The sequence below is a fragment of the Peribacillus frigoritolerans genome (assembly GCF_030676415.1).
Taxonomy (GTDB): Bacteria; Bacillota; Bacilli; order Bacillales; family DSM-1321; genus Peribacillus; species Peribacillus frigoritolerans_A.
The window spans coordinates 184,768-203,728 of record NZ_JAUUTW010000006.1; the positions used below are offsets into that span (position 1 = coordinate 184,768).

Annotated in this window: 19 protein-coding genes and 1 other annotated feature; of the genes, 15 read left to right on the forward strand and 4 right to left on the reverse strand. The window is 37.5% G+C overall.

The window, feature by feature from the left end:
- Genes Q8G36_RS08545 through Q8G36_RS08565 form a run of 5 tightly spaced genes read left to right on the forward strand, consistent with a single transcriptional unit; the run spans position 1 to position 4,752 of the window.
- Entirely contained in the window at positions 1 to 966 is a 966-nt protein-coding gene (locus Q8G36_RS08545; protein ID WP_305159632.1) for a DUF692 family multinuclear iron-containing protein, read from the forward strand.
- A complete protein-coding gene (locus Q8G36_RS08550; protein ID WP_305159633.1) occupies positions 951 to 1,745 on the forward strand; it encodes a hypothetical protein in 795 nt (264 codons plus the stop codon). Before Q8G36_RS08545 ends, Q8G36_RS08550 begins: the two co-directional genes overlap by 16 nt.
- Positions 1,738 to 2,973, forward strand: coding sequence for a UPF0489 family protein (locus Q8G36_RS08555; protein WP_305274998.1), 1,236 nt, complete (start codon positions 1,738 to 1,740; stop codon positions 2,971 to 2,973). Before Q8G36_RS08550 ends, Q8G36_RS08555 begins: the two co-directional genes overlap by 8 nt.
- On the forward strand, positions 2,970 to 4,043 hold the full coding sequence (locus Q8G36_RS08560; protein ID WP_305159635.1) for a TldD/PmbA family protein: 1,074 nt from the start codon (positions 2,970 to 2,972) through the stop codon (positions 4,041 to 4,043). Before Q8G36_RS08555 ends, Q8G36_RS08560 begins: the two co-directional genes overlap by 4 nt.
- A 13-nt stretch (positions 4,044 to 4,056) precedes the next feature.
- Positions 4,057 to 4,752, forward strand: a complete 696-nt coding sequence (locus Q8G36_RS08565; protein ID WP_305159636.1) for a cupin-like domain-containing protein — start codon at positions 4,057 to 4,059, stop codon at positions 4,750 to 4,752.
- Positions 4,753 to 5,205: 453 nt separating this feature from the next.
- Here the strand turns inward: Q8G36_RS08565 and Q8G36_RS29150 are convergent, their stop codons facing one another.
- Entirely contained in the window at positions 5,206 to 5,553 is a 348-nt protein-coding gene (locus tag Q8G36_RS29150) for an HTH domain-containing protein (protein ID WP_370694027.1), read from the reverse strand.
- Between the two features lie 295 nt (positions 5,554 to 5,848).
- Positions 5,849 to 6,085 (forward strand) — a binding site (T-box leader).
- Between the two features lie 59 nt (positions 6,086 to 6,144).
- Between Q8G36_RS29150 and Q8G36_RS08575 the strand changes: the two genes are divergently transcribed.
- From Q8G36_RS08575 to Q8G36_RS08585, 3 genes are all read left to right on the forward strand, one after another.
- Complete coding sequence (locus Q8G36_RS08575; RefSeq protein ID WP_305159638.1) at positions 6,145 to 7,494, forward strand: amino acid permease; 1,350 nt, start codon at positions 6,145 to 6,147, stop codon at positions 7,492 to 7,494.
- A 231-nt stretch (positions 7,495 to 7,725) separates the two neighbouring features.
- Positions 7,726 to 8,382, forward strand: coding sequence for a phosphatase PAP2 family protein (locus tag Q8G36_RS08580; protein WP_305159639.1), 657 nt, complete (start codon positions 7,726 to 7,728; stop codon positions 8,380 to 8,382).
- A 156-nt stretch (positions 8,383 to 8,538) separates the two neighbouring features.
- Entirely contained in the window at positions 8,539 to 9,744 is a 1,206-nt protein-coding gene (locus Q8G36_RS08585; protein WP_305159640.1) for a hypothetical protein, read from the forward strand.
- Between the two features lie 94 nt (positions 9,745 to 9,838).
- On the opposite strand, the gene Q8G36_RS08590 is transcribed toward Q8G36_RS08585, so the two are convergent.
- Complete coding sequence (locus Q8G36_RS08590) at positions 9,839 to 11,227, reverse strand: L-cystine transporter (protein ID WP_305159641.1); 1,389 nt, start codon at positions 11,225 to 11,227, stop codon at positions 9,839 to 9,841.
- A 298-nt stretch (positions 11,228 to 11,525) separates the two neighbouring features.
- Between Q8G36_RS08590 and Q8G36_RS08595 the strand changes: the two genes are divergently transcribed.
- The 6 genes from Q8G36_RS08595 to Q8G36_RS08620 all read left to right on the forward strand — a co-directional run bounded on the left by Q8G36_RS08595 (position 11,526) and on the right by Q8G36_RS08620 (position 16,680).
- Entirely contained in the window at positions 11,526 to 12,035 is a 510-nt protein-coding gene (locus Q8G36_RS08595) for a GNAT family N-acetyltransferase (protein WP_305159642.1), read from the forward strand.
- A gap of 144 nt (positions 12,036 to 12,179) precedes the next feature.
- Positions 12,180 to 12,650: a VOC family protein gene (locus Q8G36_RS08600; protein WP_305159643.1), complete on the forward strand. Its 471-nt coding sequence runs from the start codon at positions 12,180 to 12,182 to the stop codon at positions 12,648 to 12,650.
- A gap of 28 nt (positions 12,651 to 12,678) precedes the next feature.
- Positions 12,679 to 14,268, forward strand: a complete 1,590-nt coding sequence (locus Q8G36_RS08605; protein WP_305159644.1) for an ATP-binding protein — start codon at positions 12,679 to 12,681, stop codon at positions 14,266 to 14,268.
- 2 nt (positions 14,269 to 14,270) lie between these two features.
- Entirely contained in the window at positions 14,271 to 14,969 is a 699-nt protein-coding gene (locus Q8G36_RS08610) for a response regulator (RefSeq protein WP_305159645.1), read from the forward strand.
- A 174-nt stretch (positions 14,970 to 15,143) separates the two neighbouring features.
- Positions 15,144 to 16,454: a CitMHS family transporter gene (locus Q8G36_RS08615; protein WP_305159646.1), complete on the forward strand. Its 1,311-nt coding sequence runs from the start codon at positions 15,144 to 15,146 to the stop codon at positions 16,452 to 16,454.
- Positions 16,455 to 16,521: 67 nt separating this feature from the next.
- Positions 16,522 to 16,680, forward strand: a complete 159-nt coding sequence (locus Q8G36_RS08620) for a hypothetical protein (protein ID WP_305159647.1) — start codon at positions 16,522 to 16,524, stop codon at positions 16,678 to 16,680.
- A gap of 179 nt (positions 16,681 to 16,859) precedes the next feature.
- On the opposite strand, the gene yyaC is transcribed toward Q8G36_RS08620, so the two are convergent.
- Complete coding sequence (yyaC, locus tag Q8G36_RS08625) at positions 16,860 to 17,432, reverse strand: spore protease YyaC (RefSeq protein ID WP_305159648.1); 573 nt, start codon at positions 17,430 to 17,432, stop codon at positions 16,860 to 16,862.
- A 302-nt stretch (positions 17,433 to 17,734) separates the two neighbouring features.
- Here yyaC and Q8G36_RS08630 point away from each other — a divergent pair, with 302 nt between their 5' ends.
- Entirely contained in the window at positions 17,735 to 18,589 is an 855-nt protein-coding gene (locus tag Q8G36_RS08630) for a pentapeptide repeat-containing protein (protein WP_305159649.1), read from the forward strand.
- On the opposite strand, the gene Q8G36_RS08635 is transcribed toward Q8G36_RS08630, so the two are convergent.
- Positions 18,577 to 18,801 carry a hypothetical protein gene (locus tag Q8G36_RS08635; protein ID WP_305159650.1) on the reverse strand — a complete coding sequence of 75 codons (225 nt, stop codon included), beginning with the start codon at positions 18,799 to 18,801 and terminating at the stop codon, positions 18,577 to 18,579. The two genes, Q8G36_RS08630 and Q8G36_RS08635, sit on opposite strands and share 13 nt — an antisense overlap.
- Positions 18,802 to 18,961 lie beyond the last annotated feature (160 nt).

Genomic DNA, 18,961 nt, shown 5'->3' on the forward strand with positions numbered 1-18,961 from the left:
ATGAGCACAGTCTATCAGAAAATAAAATTTCCGAATGTAAAGGAAAAACTTGGACTTGGTTTAGGCATGGATTTACCTTGGGGGGATGATATAGGTTTTTCCAGCAAGGGGGACCATGACGATATCACGCTTAAGATGAAAGGCTTTTTTCAAAATTATAAAGACGAGTTCAATTATATTTTCTTTGCTTTTCAACCGAAAAATAGAAGTGTGTTAAAAGCCGAGGACTACTTTGATGCCTATGATAGATTATTCGAAGCCAATCCACATCTAAAAGCGAGAGCATTCCATCAAACGATTTTAAATATGGGGGCTACCGAATATTACAAAAAAACAGAAATCATAGAATTCACAAATAAGATTATAGAAAGATATGACATAAAATGGATTGTAGAAGATCTTGGCCTGTGGTCAATAAAAGGGAAAACCGTCCCTTTCCCTTTACCGCCATATATGACACCAGCAGGATTGGAAGCTTGTATAAAGAACATAAACGAATACCAATCTGAACTGGCTGTTCCAGTTTCAGTTGAGTTTCCTGGATTCACTGAAGGTACTAACTTCTTTATTGGGGAAATAAATGGATTTGAGTATTTCAGAACATTGGTCGAGGAGACAAACTCCCCTATCACTATAGATATTGGTCATATCCTTAGTTATCAATGGCTGTTAGGGAATACAAATGAAAAGATGTTCAATGGTTTAGAAAAATTACCTTTTGAGAACTGTTTTGAATTGCATCTTTCAGGTTGTCAAATTATTAAAGGGAAATTCAGAGATCTGCATCATGGAGTTTTAATGGATGAACAAATCCTGCTTTTAGATTACTTGCTTCCTTTATGCCCTAATTTAAAAGCCATTACATATGAAGACCCTAAATATACAGATGAAGGAATATTAATTCCGAAGTCACAGAAAAATTATCAAAGAATGAAGGAGGCAGTTGAAAAATGGCAAATGATTTAAAACCAAAGAATTATTCGCTAGACGAGTTACTTTACAATTTATTATATGATTACCAATATCGAAATAACTTTTTAAATGATGAATTTAATGAATTGAATTTATCAGCTGATAATTTAAATCACATAAAAACAATAGATAAAGAAGAGCTTGTAGCAACCGCTGCAACGATTGTAAGAAATTTAATGAGTGGAAATATCGAACATAAAGGTGGTTTAAGAACTTCTTTTCCCGGTGTTTTTCAGGCTTTAGAAATCCTTGAAACCGACATAACGCTGCTAATGCATAAGTTCCTGGCGTCCAAACATTTCGAGTGTTACATGGAATTGCCCTATGCAGGGGAAGGTACATGTATCGAGGAAGCGTTTTACAATTATTTGTCTGAAAACAAAGAGTTTATCCTTGCGGCTGATAATAATCATTTACTATTAAAACACGAATTTTTAAATGCCATTTTATCTATACTAACAGTCAATAAATACCCATTTTTCAGAATAGATAGTGACCTGGTTAAAAATAATGGTCATATTTACTATGCGTACCAAACATATTCCAAAGAAATAGCCGAGGCACTAAGTGGAAAAAAAGTAGCTAGTGATTCCGAAAAGGTTATATGGCTTTATGCAGCGACCGAAAGAAATTTAATTAGGGGCCCCATTCATCCAAGTATATTAGAAATGGTAGAAATAGGAGGTTCAAGGGAAATAAACCGCCAACAAAAGTTCAAACAAGACCAGATAGATTGGATTCTAAACTTAGGATTAATCAAGAATGATGGATAAAATATATGTATATGAGGAACATAGTGAGGTATTTTCATATTGGGTAAATGAAGTTCCTAGGAATAGTACCTTGGTTTATTTTGATCAACACTTAGATTTAAAGTTCATAGAAAATTCAAAAATGAAAAGAATCAGTCAGTTCATTAAAGAGGGTCTTTGCATTGATGAGTTGAAAAAAGATACTCCTTGTAGGGAAGATGGAAGATATTCTTATGGGATTGATGACTTTTTGTACGCTGCAATACAAGAGGGTCTTTTTCGGAAAATTATATGGGTATACCCTCGGATGTTGGGAGAAAAAGGGTTTAGTGATTTACTTTGGGGGCTTTTATCCCTTGTACCCAACCATGGAAAAGAATTCATATCAAGCTTTAGAAACGGAAAAAATTCTGCTTCTGTACAATTAAATAATATTGAGTTACATGTCACAACTATTGAATATCTGCGAGAATTCATAATTAATGAACAGGTTATTGTAGATATCGATTTGGATTATTTTTATGATCCCAAGACTAATGATTTATCGAATGATATAGACGAAACCTTAAATGTATTGAACGATCTCGGCCTCTTTAATCAAGTGAAAACAATGACCTATTCTATCAAAAGTGGGTTTCTACCTGAAAGTTTCAGGTGGATGGGGGAATATATAGCCGGGCAAATGGGGAGGAAAATTGTATATTCCAAGGAAGATAAATTTTCCCCGAAGGTAACGATGGAGAAAATTTCATCAAATAAAAAGTTGAGTCTAGCAGAAATAGATGAATTAAACTTTGAATTGAGACCATTAGGAGCAATAGGGTGGAAATTGAAATCGATTCTCTATACCCAGTCTGGTGAAATTGAACTTGCTAAGAATTGCTATCAAATAGCGACTAAAACAGGTGATGATTCATATTGGGCTGCCTATGTTTTAGGCATTCACTTTTTCAAGGATAGTAATTATGAAGAGGCTTTAAATTGGTTTAGTAAAACTGGAAATATAGTGGATACCATCGAGGCACATGGCCTAATATTACGTTTAATTTGTTGCCTTCGTTTGGAGCTGTATCAAAAAGGATATGGTTTATCAAAAGAGTGCATCGAATTATTACCTATGAGAATAGAGGGTTATATATTGGGTGAAGTATTCGCATCAAAACTAGGAATGAAATTATTGGATTTTGATGGCAAGATCCATTACGACCCTTCGCAATCAGTAATTAGTCGAGCTGATACGAAACCATGAACAATGAATATTTAATATCATATGATTCAACTGTTGAAGGGGTCGTTTCACCAAGGTGCGATAAAGAAAAGAATAAGTTTCTTCAAGAAGAATTAAATCATTGTTTAAAATTCATTGAACGGGATAGCTATGATCACTTAAGGCATTGGAAGTCTTTTAAACTTCGTATTGGATTAAGCTGTAATGAATTAAAGTATTCCATCCTTATCATGATTTTAATAGAGACTTCAACATCTATTATTCCAGTGTTATGGCAAACAAGAACTAATAAGTCACCATGTTCTGAATTAATGGATCATTTTGAAGTTATTTTAGCGGAAGTAGAAGCTGCTATATATGGTCAGCAACTTGAACGCAAGATTGAAACACAAATTGTGCTTGAGCCATGGACTGGATCTCATTATGTACACGAATGTTTTGGTCATACTTTAGAAGCAGATAATTACCTAGAGTATTTAAAGCCAAATGGAATAACGATGGGATACAAGTGGTCAGAATATAAAATTAACGTATTCGATGACCCGACCATTCCTGGGCAAAATGGTAGTTATTTATTGGATGCGGAACAGAATGAAACATTTAGGACTCACTTAATAAAGGACGGGATAAACATAGGTTTGATGCATAATGCAAACACTTGTAAGCTCCTAGGCTTACAATCTTCCTGTAATGCAAGAAGCGTTGGCTTATCTTCACTTGCGATGCCCAGAATGTCAACAACTTATTTGGATTCTGGCAATATGGAAGTACAGGAGATAATTTCAGGAATCGACAATGGTATTTATTGCAGAGGTGCCTGGGGTGGGGGATCACTTGGTTTGAATTTTGTAATCCGTCCATCATATGGTTTGGTCATTAAAAATGGGAAAATAACCAATAAAATACTTAGAAGATTTGATATTAAAGGAAACAAACTTGATTCAGCTAAAGCTATTAAGTCCCTTAGCAATGAACTGCTTTTCTTTAATCCGGTTTTCGGTTGTAATAAGAATGGTGAAAATAATCTTAGCGTCACCCAAGGTTCACCTCATATTCATTTTGAAAATCTAACACTTTATCCCGTACTCTGAAAGGATGAGCGAATTGATAGAAAAGATACACTATAAACAATTATCACTAACGAATTTTGAGGAAAATTATGCGGGGAAAAAGCCACTAATAATAACTGGATTAGTAGATTTATGGCCTTCTAGGGACTGGGATCCAGACTATCTACAGTATAATTATGGAGAAAGGGAAATCATCATAAGGAAATCAGGATACGATCAAGAAAAAAAATTTTACAAATCAAAACTTGGTAAATTCATAGGTATTTTAAATGATAACCCCGAAAAATTGTATTGTGACTGGCCCTTTTCCATCATGGGCAATGAGGATTTAGAGAGTTATTTTGAAACCCCATCTCTATTCAACCATAATACAATCAAGACTAAAAATAACAAGAAATTAAAATGGATTTTCCTAGGTTCGGTTGGAACAGGAACCCCAATACACCAGGACTTTGAGGAATCACATAATTGGAATGCAGTAGTATTTGGCCAAAAAAAATGGATTTTTTTCAGTCCTGATGATACTGAGTATGTGAAAGAATTTAAGCATGATTTATTCGATTTGAATTTAAAGGAGGATCCGAATTTCAAATATACCAAGCCCTACATTGTGGAACAGTTTTCTGGAGAATTAATGTACACACCTAAAAATTGGTGGCATGCCGTTCGAAATATCGAAACTTCTTTCTCAGTTAGTGAGAATTTTTGGTATAAAGATGAAAAGGAATAATCCTTTATTCCTTTTAAGTGTAAAGGCTAAAAACTTGTACTTACTAAATTTAGCGGCTTACAAACATTCTGATTTTAGCCGTGCCGCCATACCTAATGTAATCGGGAAATCAGCCATAGGGCTGTTTTTCTTTTTACCTTCTGAATCCTTGTTGGCCCTCGTAAGCATCGCCTGATTTTTTTCGAAAAACCTCCATACGAATTCTTCTTGTACCCTTTTAAAGATAAAAGTCTAATGTGATTCATCTAAAAAAAAGAGATTTTGTAGAGAATCCTCTTTACTTGGGTGTTATTACTTAAGAAAGGAGGTTTGCCGGAAAATAGTTAATCTCACTTTTAAAAAATGGATGAAAATGATAGAATAAACATTTATTGTTAATTGAAGAGGGTGGTATTTAATGGATCAAGACTCAAAAGCGATTCAAGAGTTGCAGGAATTGAAGCAAAAAGTCAGTCATCTTGAAGACTTAATAACGGAGCAAGCCAATAAAAAGGACTGTGACTGCAAGGTTGTATCTTTTCTCAATGGACAGAGAATCATTTCTTTCATGAATTCTTCGATATCTTCACACTCAAGATTAGAGAATAAGGAAATCGTCTCCACTGGTATACCCAATTCATTGTTCAGTGCTTGAGTTATGGCGGAGACCCTTTCATTTTCATCGGTTGAAGGCACCCCGATGACTAAAAGGCCTACTAAATCTATTAGGTCCATCATTTCTGTTTGAGTTACCGTGGATTGAATATTTTCACCGTTTGCAAAATCTAAAATGACTTGCTCAGATATTCCGGTAATTTTAATTTAGAAGAGTTCTTAATAACTCTTTAGGTTCATGACCAATCATCTTGAATAACCCTCTTTCACTTTTAACTCTATTATACTTTTAAGAAACAGAATCATTAAACCGTGAAACAGCAATTCCTCAGTAGAACATCCACTTTATTTTATATAGTATTTTACGGATTTCATATGGCTGGCTCAACTCGATTTCCCATGATTTGTTTCTTTGAAAATATTATCCTAAGAAAGTTATTGACAAATTTACTTCGAGTCCGTATAGTATGGGATATTATTAAAAATATTCAGATATAATTTTTGAAACGCAATGATCAGGAGTAGTAAAAGCTCATTATTCGGTAAAGAGAGCTGCGGGTTGGTGCAACGCAGTCCAATGATACTTTGAACTTGCCTGGGAGTGGTAAAGCGAAAGATAGGAATTACTCTATTCTTTTGTTTTAACGATTGACCTTCGTTACAAGGTTCTTAAAGCAGGGTTCTTAAAAGAGCCAATAAGAGTGGTACCGCGGTAAGCTTAAGGCATATCGTCTCTTTCTTCATTTGATTATGAAGGAAGAGACGATATGCTTTTTTTGATTTTTGGGAGGTAAGGATATGGAAACTGACAAACGGAATTTACAGAGGACAATGACTTCAAGGCATATTACGATGATGGCATTAGGCGGTGCCATCGGAGCAGGTTTATTTAAAGGAAGCAGTTCAGCCATTGATATGGCAGGCCCTTCCGTAATCATTGCGTACTTGATAGGAGGCATCATCCTATTATTCATCATGCAAGGTTTAGCTGAAATGGCGGTCCGCAATAGCGGTGCACGAACATTCAGGGATTTGGTCCAATCGATTTTAGGAACGTATCCTGCCTATTTCCTGGATTGGATCTATTGGAAAATGTGGGTATTGAATATCGCGGCCGAATCAGTGGTTGCGGCGATTTTCATTCAATATTGGCTGCCTGGGTATCCAATCTGGATACTGGCATTAGCTGTTTCGGTTTTAGTTACTGCAGTTAACTTGCTGTCGGTAAAGGTTTTTGCTGAAACGGAGTACTGGCTTGCTTTAATTAAAATTACCGTCATCATTGTGTTCATCATGGCTGGATTATTGTTGCTGCTCGTTACTTTTGGTGATCATACAGCCGTCGGTTTTTCTAACTTGACTGAGCATGGCGGTTTCTTTCCGAATGGATCGACAGGTTTGATCACGGCGATGCTGGTGGTCATCTATTCATATGGCGGTACGGAAATCATCGGGGTCACATTGGCTGAAACGAAAAATCCTGAAAAAGTGGTTCCAAAAGCCGTTCGCAGTACATTGGTCAGGATCATTTCTTTCTATATCATTCCTTTTTTCATCATCGTTAGCTTAATTCCTTGGAACGAAGTGAACGGGGTGCAGGAAAGTCCGTTTGTAATGGTCTTTCAAATGATCGGTATTCCAGGTGCCGACCATATTATGAACGCCGTTGTTTTATTAGCGATCATTTCATCGATGAACTCCGGGTTGTATGGTTCATCCCGCGTTCTGTATACACAAGCCGTGGATGGTCGCATTCCGAAAATCTTTTCCCGGTTATCCAAGAAGAAAGTACCTGTTCCCGCAATATTAATGTGTACTTCCGCTTTATATGGCGGTGTACTGATTTCCTTATTTGCTGGAAGCAAGACCTTCGAATTTCTAATGGGTTCGCTGGGATATACCGTATTATTCATCTGGTTGATCATTGCTTTCGCCCATTTGAAATCACGTAAACAACAGTCCGAAAAAACAAGTGCCTATTCAGTAAAGTGGTTCCCGTATACGACTTGGGCTGCGATCATCGCTTTAATAACGATCCTGATCGGAATCATTTTCACGACATCCATAATCGTTACGCTCATTACACTTTGCATCTACATCTTCATTTCCTTAACGTTTGTATGGAAAAAACGCCATAACAAAATCTAGAGAAAGCGGGGGAAATCACTTTTGCCTTCCCGCATATAAGTTTCAGTTTCAAGCCGTGGTATATATGCCATGGCTTTCGTTATGTATTCTTGGCCTGATGAAAAGTAAGAGATATCCATTTTACTAGTTCATGGGAATCATTAACTTTAGCATTTAAAGAGTTAATCTAGTGAAAAATGTTGTATAATAATCTTTGGAAAAAAACCAATATATTGAAAGTCGGAGCGAGCTATGAAAAACAATTCCATATTATCCTTTCACCCGTTATATTATTTATTACTTTTGGTGATTACTAGTTCCATCTATTCAATCATCAATCAATCTTCAGGTCATGCTGTCGATGTTACGACTATAATAGATGGGGAGATTCCCTTTATTAAAGAGTTTGCCGTTCCTTATTTACTTTGGTATCCATATATTTATGGATTGCTGATTTACTATTGTTTTGTTGACCGAAAGCACTATTTCGTAGGATTAGGAAGTTTGATATCGGGGAAACTTCTCTGCTTTCTTGTATATTGCCTTTGGCAAACGACAGTCCCGCGTCCAGAAGTGGTGGGTAGCGATATCTTTGCCCATTTAATGCGATTCGTCTATAGTCATGATCAACCTGTCAACTGTCTTCCCAGCATTCATGTACTGACTACATTCATCATGATGATCGTCGCCCATAAGCGGAAAGAACAGCACAAATGGGAGTATGCCAGTGTCACTGCATTCGGAACACTGATTATCCTTTCCACGCTATTTACGAAACAGCATGCTGTATTGGATGTACTCGCAGGAATACTCCTTGCATGTGGGGTATATGCAGCTGTCCAGTATATGTTCCAAGCCCTACCGGCTTCTCAGGCCAATCATTACGCAGCGAGGCAAATTAAAAAGTGACCACAGGAAAAAAAGCCACCGTAAGAATATTCGCTCCCATGAGCTGATAGGTTACAGTGGCTTTTTGTATTTTTATTAAAAATTTGGATATTTATGTTAAAATATATATGCTATTATGTTTTTAATCGAATTGAAACAGTGGAGGGGAGGAAAAGAATGCCTCATCATCTTAATCGAATGGCTGAAGACCTGCTTAAAGTGAAGTTGGAAAATTATTGGCCGGGTTTTGAACTTGTTGCATATGCATTATATGATAAGAGAAATGTTTATCTATTCAATCATCCTAAATACAGTAACAATCCACAATGTACATATCATATTTTAAAGTGGGATGTCCAGTTTACCGGTGACACAATTATTATCTATGAAGAATATCCCACTGCGATTGTTAATATGGAATCGTATGAGGAATATGAAGATTTGTATTCAATACTGGTTCATGAATTATTTCACGGCTATCAGTATATAAAGGATGAAAAACGGTTTCCTGATGAAATGATGGGAATCACATATCCGTTGTCAAAAGAAAATGTGGAATTGCGAAATCAGGAACGGACAAATCTTTATCGTGCGTTATTGGAAAATAACATAATGAAGAAGAAACAATACCTTAATGCTTTCATTGCCCTAAGGGAAAAAAGAGCAGACATGATTGAAGAGTACCTAACATATGAAAAATTGATTGAAACCATTGAGGGACCTGCGTGGTATGTCGAATTGAGGGCTTACTCGGAAAAAAGCCCGCTTGATTACCATTCAGTTTTAAAAAAGTATGCACAACAACTAATAAACAAATGTGAATCTGCTTCTAGTATTAGAAGAAGTTGTTATAGTTCAGGTTTGTTTATGTGTTTGTTACTGGAGGAGCTTTCACCAGGCTGGATGGAAAGTTTTTTTGAAATAGAAGATACATTATATGACCTATTAAAACAGCAGTCCGGTGACTATATGGAATATTCAATAGCTGATGTGAAAATAAGTCCTGAAACAGAGGAAGTCGTTAATTTTGCTAAAGAAAAGAGAACTAAAGCATTTGAAGAGTTTAATAAACAAGCTGGAATTCATCTATATATTGAAGGGGAAATAACGGCTAAATCCTTTGACCCGATGAATATCATCCTATTAGAAGATAGACTTTTACATAAGAGCTTTATAAAGGTAAGAATGAACAATGAAGATTTTCTTATTCAACAACCTGTTATTGCCCATGTTGATAATGGAATTCAAAACATAAATAAATTACACCTGATATTAGAGAAAAGACCCATTGAAAACATGGATTCGCTCACAATTGATGGTGTTGGAGAAATAAAGGGAAGATATAAGAAACAAGAAAATATGTTGCATGTACTTATTCCTTAATATGTATTCATATTAAAAGTGGTTGAAGTAAATGTACAGCCTATGAAAAAAAGCATCGAACTTCCCATGACAGGAAGTCCGATGCTTTTTTCTTTTACATTTCAGCTTCGATTTTCAAAGATGATTCTTCGCTGAATTGTTCTTTATCCAGGTCACCCGTCATTTTACTTGTCAGAATACCGGAAGTCATGCTGCCGCTGACATTCACAGCCGTTCTTCCCATATCGATCAATGGCTCGACGGAAATCAAAATTCCAGCTAAAGCGATTGGCAAGTTCATTGCAGATAATACTAGAATGGCAGCGAATGTTGCTCCTCCGCCTACACCTGCAACCCCGAAAGAGCTAATGGCCACGACGGCAATTAACATGGCTATAAAGGAAGGCGATAATGGGTCGATTCCAACCGTTGGAGCGATCATGACCGCTAACATGGCCGGATAGATTCCGGCACAGCCATTTTGACCGATCGACAAGCCGAAGGATCCAGCAAAGTTGGCAATTCCTTCGGACACCCCTAGTTGTTTCTGTGTTTGGATGTTCAATGGAAGTGCCCCTGCACTTGTTCTCGAAGTGAAGGCAAACGATAATACCGGGAAAGCTTTTCTCAAATATACCAAAGGATTCAATCCTGCAATTGTCAGCAATAACAAATGGATGAGGAACATGACAATCAGGGCGACATAAGAGGCACCCACGAATTTCCCTAATTTCAGGATGGCATCCAAATCACTCGTAGCTACTGTCTTCGTCATGATCGCCAAGATTCCGTATGGCGTTAAACGCAGGATTAATGTAACTACGCGCATGGTGATGCTGTGCAATGTATCTACTATTTTAGCAAAAAATTCAGCGTGTTCAGGCTGTTTTCTTTTGATCCCTAAGTAGGCAATCCCAAGAAATGCAGCGAAAATCACAACGGAAATGGTTGAGGTCGGACGTGCTCCCGTTAAATCAAGGAACGGATTGGACGGAATCAATTCAAGGATTTGCTGCGGCATCGTTTTATCCTGAATCGTACCGTAAGTTTCAGTTATTTCATCCCCGCGGCTTACCTCTGCATCCCCTTGGTCAATTTGAACGGCTTCCAAATTGAACACAGTTGCAGAGGTAATCCCCACGGCTGCTGCAATCGCAGTCGTTCCAAGCAGGATTCCGATGATCAGGATACTGATCTTTCCGATATTGCTAGATAGTTTCAATCTTGTGAATGCGGATAAGATCGAAATGAAGACAAGCGGCATGACGATCATTTGCAGGAATTTGACATAGCCTGATCCTACGATGTTAAACCAATCGACCGATTTAACGATCGTTTCTGACTGAGGTTCATAGAAATACTGCAAAAGAAGTCCGAATACGATCCCTAAACCAAGTCCAGTAAAGACCCTTTTTGTAAAGGAAACATGCTTCTTACTCATGTAAAATAAAACGCCTAAGAGAACGAGCATTATGGCGAGATTTAAAAACACATAACCAATCATATATATTCCTCCTAATTCCGATTAACCAAATGAGAATAATGAATATCTGAAGACTATGATACATCATCCGTTGATTTTTTACCAGAAGAAAATCATTTATTTTTGACTTTTCAAGTAATTCATGTATTTATCCATATTCACGGACTGGATAATAAGGAACAAAAAGGTGAGACTGGAACAAAATAGGTACAAATCTTCCATTATATATATCTATCAGGAAGGATAAGCCCTTGGTTTTCTTGAAGTGATATATCAGGCCGCATATGCTTAGCGTTTTTTTGAAAGGGATGAAGGAATGATGGATATATACATTGACAGGCTTAATGAACAGGATGCACCAGCGTTATTTGCATTTGAATGCAAGAATAGAAGGTTTTTCGAGCAAACGGTCCCGGGGAGGGGAGATGATTATTATAGCTTTGGAACGTTTGGAATCAGGCATAAGGAATTATTAAAAGAACAAGAAGATGCTATCTCCTCTTTTTATTTGATTAAGGATGGTACAGGCATAATCGTCGGCAGGATTAATCTTGTGGATATCGACCCCATTAAAGGTACGGCCCATGTCGGTTATAGAATCGGTGAAGCGTTTACGCAAAAAGGGATTGCGAACGAAGCTTTAAAGCTTTTGGTTAATCTGGCTTCGGAATTGAATGTGACTAAAATACATGCCAAAACGACAAGTGACAATATCGCCTCCCAAAAGGTTTTGCTGAAAAACGGTTTTGAACGGATTTCGATTGATGAGGAAATTAGTGCGGATACGGGCCAAAGGCTAATATTCTACCATTATAGTTGGAACCTATAAATCCATTTTCTTCTATTAATAGACCGCATTCCACCATATTTTAAAATACAAAGGATTTAAGAGTTGAAGCGATGAAGAAATAATCGCGAGATATTTTCCCGGCAAAAGAGTTCATTTACTTAAAAGGAGAAAGGAGAATATAATATGATAGAAGGTTTATATGAAGCACATTTACCCGTCAAGAACCTGGCCATCTCAATGGAATTTTATAAGAAAATAGGTTTGAAACTAGCTTGGAGGGATGAAGATACGGCCTTCTTTTGGATCGAGGAAAACAAAAGCTGGGTCGGCTTATGGGAAGGGAAAGAATATCAAACTCCATACCACCCTTCACTAAGGCATATCGCATTTCGGGTATCTTATGAAAATATGAAAAATGCGTTAACTTGGCTCCAATCCCTAAAAATTGAAGTCGTCCCTTTTGGAAAAAGGACTACCATTGAACCTTTTGTGCGGCCGAACCAAGGAAACGCTTCCGTCTACTTCAATGATCCGGATGGCAATAGTCTGGAACTTATGTGTTCGGTAAAAGTCCCTGATGCATATAAGCATATGACCGAAAAACTTTCACTTGAAGAATGGGAAGCACTATTAACTCTATACGGAAAGGTTTAGGAAATAAATGCGGGTGTTTAAAATTAGAGTGAACTTATTAACTCAAATGACATTACTTATCATATTCGTTGTTTTTATCAGTACCTTGCTTGTGAGCATTCTATTCTCTACACTGCTGGAAGACATCGTCGAAAACCATATGGGGAAGCAAGCAATGACGGTGGCCAAATTAGCGGCTCAAAATCCAACGATCATCCAGGGATTTAACGATGATCAGCCCTCAGAGGTGATTCAACCCGCATCAGAAATAATCCGTCAAACAACAGGTGCCGATTATGTAACCATTGCGAACCATAAAGGACTTCGATACTCTCATCCTAATCCAGAATATATTGGGAAGCCTACGGCTACTAGTAATGATGCAGTACTCAATGAACACAAATCAATTATTTATCAAGGAAATGGGATATCGGGGCCAGCGATTAAAGCTAAGGCGCCTATCTGGAATGATAAAGGGGAAGTTATCGGTGTTTCATCTGTAGGGTTTTTGGTAGAGAATGTGCAAGATCAACTATCCAATTATAAAATGAAGATTATTCATTTGTCACTTATCCCAATCAGTGTAGGAATCTTATGGGCAATATTTATAGCGCGACGCTTAAAAAAGCTTATTTTAGGTTTAGAGCCTGAGGAAATTTCCTTTCTGTTTCAAGAGAGGGAAGCGACACTTGATGCCATCCGTTATGCTACCATTACGATTAATATTGAAAAACAGGTTACTTCCATGAATAAAAGAGCGCGTGAATTGTTTCATGATCATCAGCTTATGGTGGGAAAGCGGGTTGTAAATGGGCATTTAGAAAAACTCATTAAAATGGTAATCAGCACAAAAGAAGGTCAGTTCAATCGTAAGCTACTTTTAGGTCAACAGTTATACATTTTGGATTTATCCCCAATCTTAAACCATAATGACGTCAGGGGCATCGTTTTAACAATAAGAACAGTGTCCGAAATTGAACAATTAACAGATGAATTTTCAGAAATCAAGGCCTTTTCAGAAAATATGCGGGCACAAAACCATGAGTTTTTAAACAAGTTAAATACCATTTATGGATTACTTAGTTTAAAACAGTACGATACGGCTTTGGACATCATCTCTTCTGAAGTGAGGGAGAGGCAAGATATCATTTCGTTTCTTATGTCATCTGTTAAAGATCCTTTAATCGCCGCCTGTTTACTAGGAAAGATAAACCGTTCAAAAGAATTGCAGGTTATATTAGAAATCGAACAGGAAAGCAATTTAAACTGTTCATTAAAACTTGAGGATTCCCATCACTTGGTTTCGGTTATTGGTAATGTAATCGATAATGCGATGGAGGCAGCACGGCAAAAGAACAAAAATGAGGGAAAGGTCAAAGTTTCGTTTACGGATTTAGGAAACGAAATTATATTTGATATCGAGGATAACGGTCCAGGTATCCCTCATGCAATGGAAGATATTATTTTTACAGATGGTTATACGACTAAAAATGGGGAAAACCATGGGATCGGCTTGGCCATTGTAAAAAACTCCATTGGTCTTTTAAGTGGTGAAATTTATATTGATCGCAGTTATTTGGGAGGAGCAAGATTTACAATCGTCTTCCCGAAGGATATAAAAGCAGAAAAGGAGGCATAAGAATGTCCAAAGGACCGATTACAGTCGTCATTGTTGAAGATGACGAAAATGCAGTGAATATATATAAGCAATTTACGAATCAACTAGATCAATTCACGGTCATTGCTACAGCTAGCACAGGCGAGCAAGCGTTAAATATTTTGCATGCCGCACAACCGGACTTAATTTTATTGGATATCTTTTTACCGGATATGAATGGAATTGACCTTCTTCGGGAAATTAGGAAGGAATACCGGGGGATTGATGTTATTTTGATCACCGCCGCAAATGATACCGAAACAGTCAGTGAAGCGATTAGGGGAGGGGCGTTTGGTTACCTTATTAAACCGATCATTATCGATAAACTTCTTGCAACGCTAAATCAATACGACGAGACGAGACGGCAGCTTCATAATAACAACTTAGTAAATCAAGATAAAGTCGATACTCTTTTTCGGACTATAAGTATTCCAAATACAGCAAATGCTGCCCAAATCCTTCCCAAGGGAATTGACAAACATACCTTGAAAATGGTCAGAAGTAAGGTTCAAAACGTCAATGGCAGTTTAAATGCTGATGAACTTGGTCAACTAGTTGGAATTAGTTATTCAACCATGCGCAGATATCTAGAGTATTTAGTTTCCTGTAATGAAATGGAAGTTGAGGTTTTGTATGGCAGTGTAGGAAGGCCTGAAAGAAAATATAAAATAAAACACATTTAAACCCCCATTGATGAAATTTGTTTTCATCAATGGGGGTTTTTTCTTTTTTAGGCGTGAAAAAAATGAATAAAACTCTTATAACTTACTTTATATGTGAAAAAGGCCTAGGGGATGATAGTCTCTAAAGAAAGCGCTATCAAAAAAAGATGGTGGTAAACAGAAGGGAGCTTGAAGATGTTATCCATTTTAGGATTTTCCATGATTGCAGTATTCATGTATTTGATTATGTCGAAGCGACTATCGGCACTAGTGGCCATTATGCTCGTTCCAATCATATTTGGCGTGATCGGAGGATTTTTTACAGAACTGGGGCCCATGATGCAGGATGGCGTTGAAGGAATAGCTTCCACAGCCATAATGATTTTATTTGCAATTTTATATTTTGGAATAATGATAGATTCCGGTTTATTTGATCCTCTAATTTCTAAAATATTGAAAATAGTAAAAGGAGATCCTTTAAAAATAGTTTTGGGAACCGCTATTCTCTCAATGACCGTCGCATTAGATGGGGACGGTACAACTACTTACATCATTACTGTCTCAGCGCTTTTACCCCTTTATAAGCGTCTGGGCATGAACAAAATAATATTAGCCACTGTAGCCATGTTATCCATGGGTGTAATGAATATGACACCGTGGGGAGGAGCTTCCGCTATGGCAATGGCTTCGTTAAATCTTGACGCATCGGAATTGTTCTTGCCAATGATTCCTGTCATGGGTTTTGGCCTGATTTGGGTTCTTGTCGTGGCTTTTATATTGGGAAAAGGGGAACGAAAGAGATTGGGAGTAGTGGAGATCCAGCATAATCACACAAAAGAAATGAATACCGAGGCTAATTCCGAGTTAGCGGCAACAACGGTCTCCCGTGATTATCGTCGACCGAAATTGGTCTGGTTCAACTTCCTTTTAACGATTGTGCTTATGGCATCATTAATCATTGATTTTATGTCTTTGACCATTTTATTCATGATTGCTTTCGCCGTAGCGTTATTGGTCAATTATCCTGATTTGAAAGATCAGCAGGATCGAATCGCCGTTCATTCGAAAAATGCATTGGCCGTCGTTTCGATTGTCATTGCAGCCGGGATTTTTACCGGCATCATGTCTGGAACGAAAATGATTGATGCAATGGCCATTACGTTGGTCTCATTAATCCCGGAATCTTTAGGACCATTTTTACCGGTCATTGTAGCGTATGCCAGTGCCCCTTTTACTTTCTTTATGTCAAATAATGCATTCTATTTTGGCGTACTTCCGATTATCGCACAGGCTGCTGATGCTTATGGAATTAGCGCGGCAGAAATAGGCCGCGCCTCGTTAATAGGGCAGCCGATCCACGTATTGAGTCCCTTGGTAGCTGCAGCACATTTGCTAATAGGTTTAGTTGGCACTGACTTCGGGGATTTACAGCGGTTTGCCGTGAAATGGGCATTAGGGACCGTCACTGTCATGACAATAGCAGCGATAATCTTGGGAGTCATTTAGTGAAAAAGGACGGTTACCCTATCTTGAGGATCGTGCAAAATCATATTTATAAATTGGAGGATTTTCAATGTGGATCATCACTCTCTATAAAAACAGAGGTATTGTAATGTATGAATTTGAGACAGAACAAGCAGCAAGGGAAGTTTTCTGTAATATTCAGGGTAATAAGATTCTTTCAGAAGTTATTTACTTTAATGACCCAGGTTTAGCTTATCGGATTGGGTAAGAAGTATAATGATAGCAATGAATCGTAAACTAGTTAAGAATAAAGGGTCATCATCACCTGGAAATTGGAAGCGGAACTTTACAAAATATGAAAATTAAAACATGGGAGTGCCCTTCAAGATTATGCATTTCATTGTTTACCCCGGAAAGCTAAGGCTTTATTGGGGTTTTTCTGTTGCTCTAGACACTTTTAACAATGATTCTTGTGGTAATCTTCGCCAGATTCATGACAGTATCCAGTCTCGTATCATTTAAAGATTGTTGGGGCAAAAGGGGATCTAAATAATTCACGACGGCTTTTAGGTGATAATCACCTAGATCAGGTAAGGATTTATTCATCGCTTCACCAGGGCTAAAAGGACCTTTTGTCAGAAATATAGAACCGATTTGATGATAACCACCCAAACAAGCATCGATACCAAAAATAAAGGGATTTTTAAATTGCTTTTTAATTTCTTTCAAAACACTTTTCAAATTAAGGGCGTGAACAGGATCTGCGAGTGTTCCGAAGACATGATAAGGGACTTTGTTTTCTCTAAGCATCGTCCCTACTAAAGGACCGAATGAATCTCCTGTGGAACGATCTGAACCAATACATAAAAAAATGATCTCTTTGGAAGTTGCCCGAAGAATTCTTGCGATTTGAAAAGAAATTTCGTCTATTTCTCTTTCTACATTTGTATCCAACGTATAGTTGCAATACTGCATTTCTTTTTTTGTCTCGCCTTTTTTTCTGCCATTAAAAGGATACAAGCCTACACCCCCTAGAGCTCCGTGATCTTGAAGAAATTATAACATGATTAAGAATTACTCGAAATGTTATCGAAATCACTCGCTTCCCACCAATGATTAATTTCATATTTTCAGATCCGCATTTGATCTCAAACAAAACTACAGCCTCCATACCAAGTGGATTATCATTTCTTGATTATTGGTATTTGTTAATATATAGATTATCTGGGATTTTTGATAAAATAGTAGAAAACAAAAAAAATACACTAGTATGAAACGATTGGTTTTATAGAACCAATTTTTAATAGAAGGAAGTGTAAGTATTGTTTAATCAATTAAAAAATGACGATAGTATTCTTAAAAATTTACGTGCAGACTGTGAGAATTGTTTTGGTTTGTGCTGTGTAGCTTTGCCTTTTGCAAAATCTGCTGATTTTGCATTTGATAAAGATGGAGGTACACCATGTTCAAACCTGCAATCGGATTATCGTTGCGGCATCCATGAAAATCTCAGAGCAAAAGGATATCGGGGCTGTACGGTATATGAATGCTTTGGTGCCGGTCAAAAGGTATCCCAAGTCACTTATGATGGAAACGATTGGAGAGACAACCCAGCGTCAGCAAAGGAAATGTTCGATGTATTTCCTATTATGCAACAACTCCATGAAATGCTTTGCTACTTAAATGAAGCACTGAATTTAGAAGATGCGCAACCTCTTCACCGAGAATTGCAGGCTGCTTTTGAAGACACGGAATATCTCACTAAGCAAAGTCCACAGTCTATCATGGACCTGAATGTACCAGCTCATAGAACAATCGTTAATGATTTACTTCTGCGCACAAGTGAACTGGTACGTGCAAAGGTTTCATTTAAGAAAAAGAAAAATCAAAAAAAACAGAACAAAATAGGTAGGGGAAGTGACCTTATCTGTGCAAAGTTGAGAGGTGCTGACCTTAGGGGAGTGAACTTAAGGGGAGCTTTGCTTATTGCATCTGACCTCAGAGAAGCTGACATGAGAGTGACTGATCTTATCGGTGCAGACTTTAGGGACGCTGATTTAAGCGGTGCCGATCTCACAGGATGTTTCTTTATCACACAAGCACAGATTAACTCGGCTAAAGGCGATATGAAGACAAAATTACCGCTCTCATTAAGCATTCCCGCTCATTGGAGGTAGAAGTATAGCTTAAGATCGAAGCTAACTTTCATGAAAAAGACACGAGTAAAAGTACCAAACTCACGAGTAAAAGCGTCCAACTTACGAGTAAAAGCACCAATCTCACGAGTAAAAGGCCAAAACTCACGAGTAAAAGGCCAAAACTCACGAGTAAAAAGCGTCAAACTCACGAGTAAAAGCACCAAATTCACGAGTAAAAGCGTCAAACTCACGAGTAAAGCCCAAACTCACGAGTAAAGCCCAAATTCACGAGTAAAGCCCAAACTTATGAGTAAAAGCACCAAATTCACGAGTAAAAGGCCAAAACTCACGAGTAAAGCCCAAACTTATGAGTAAAAGCACCAAATTCACGAGTAAAAGGCCCAAACTCAC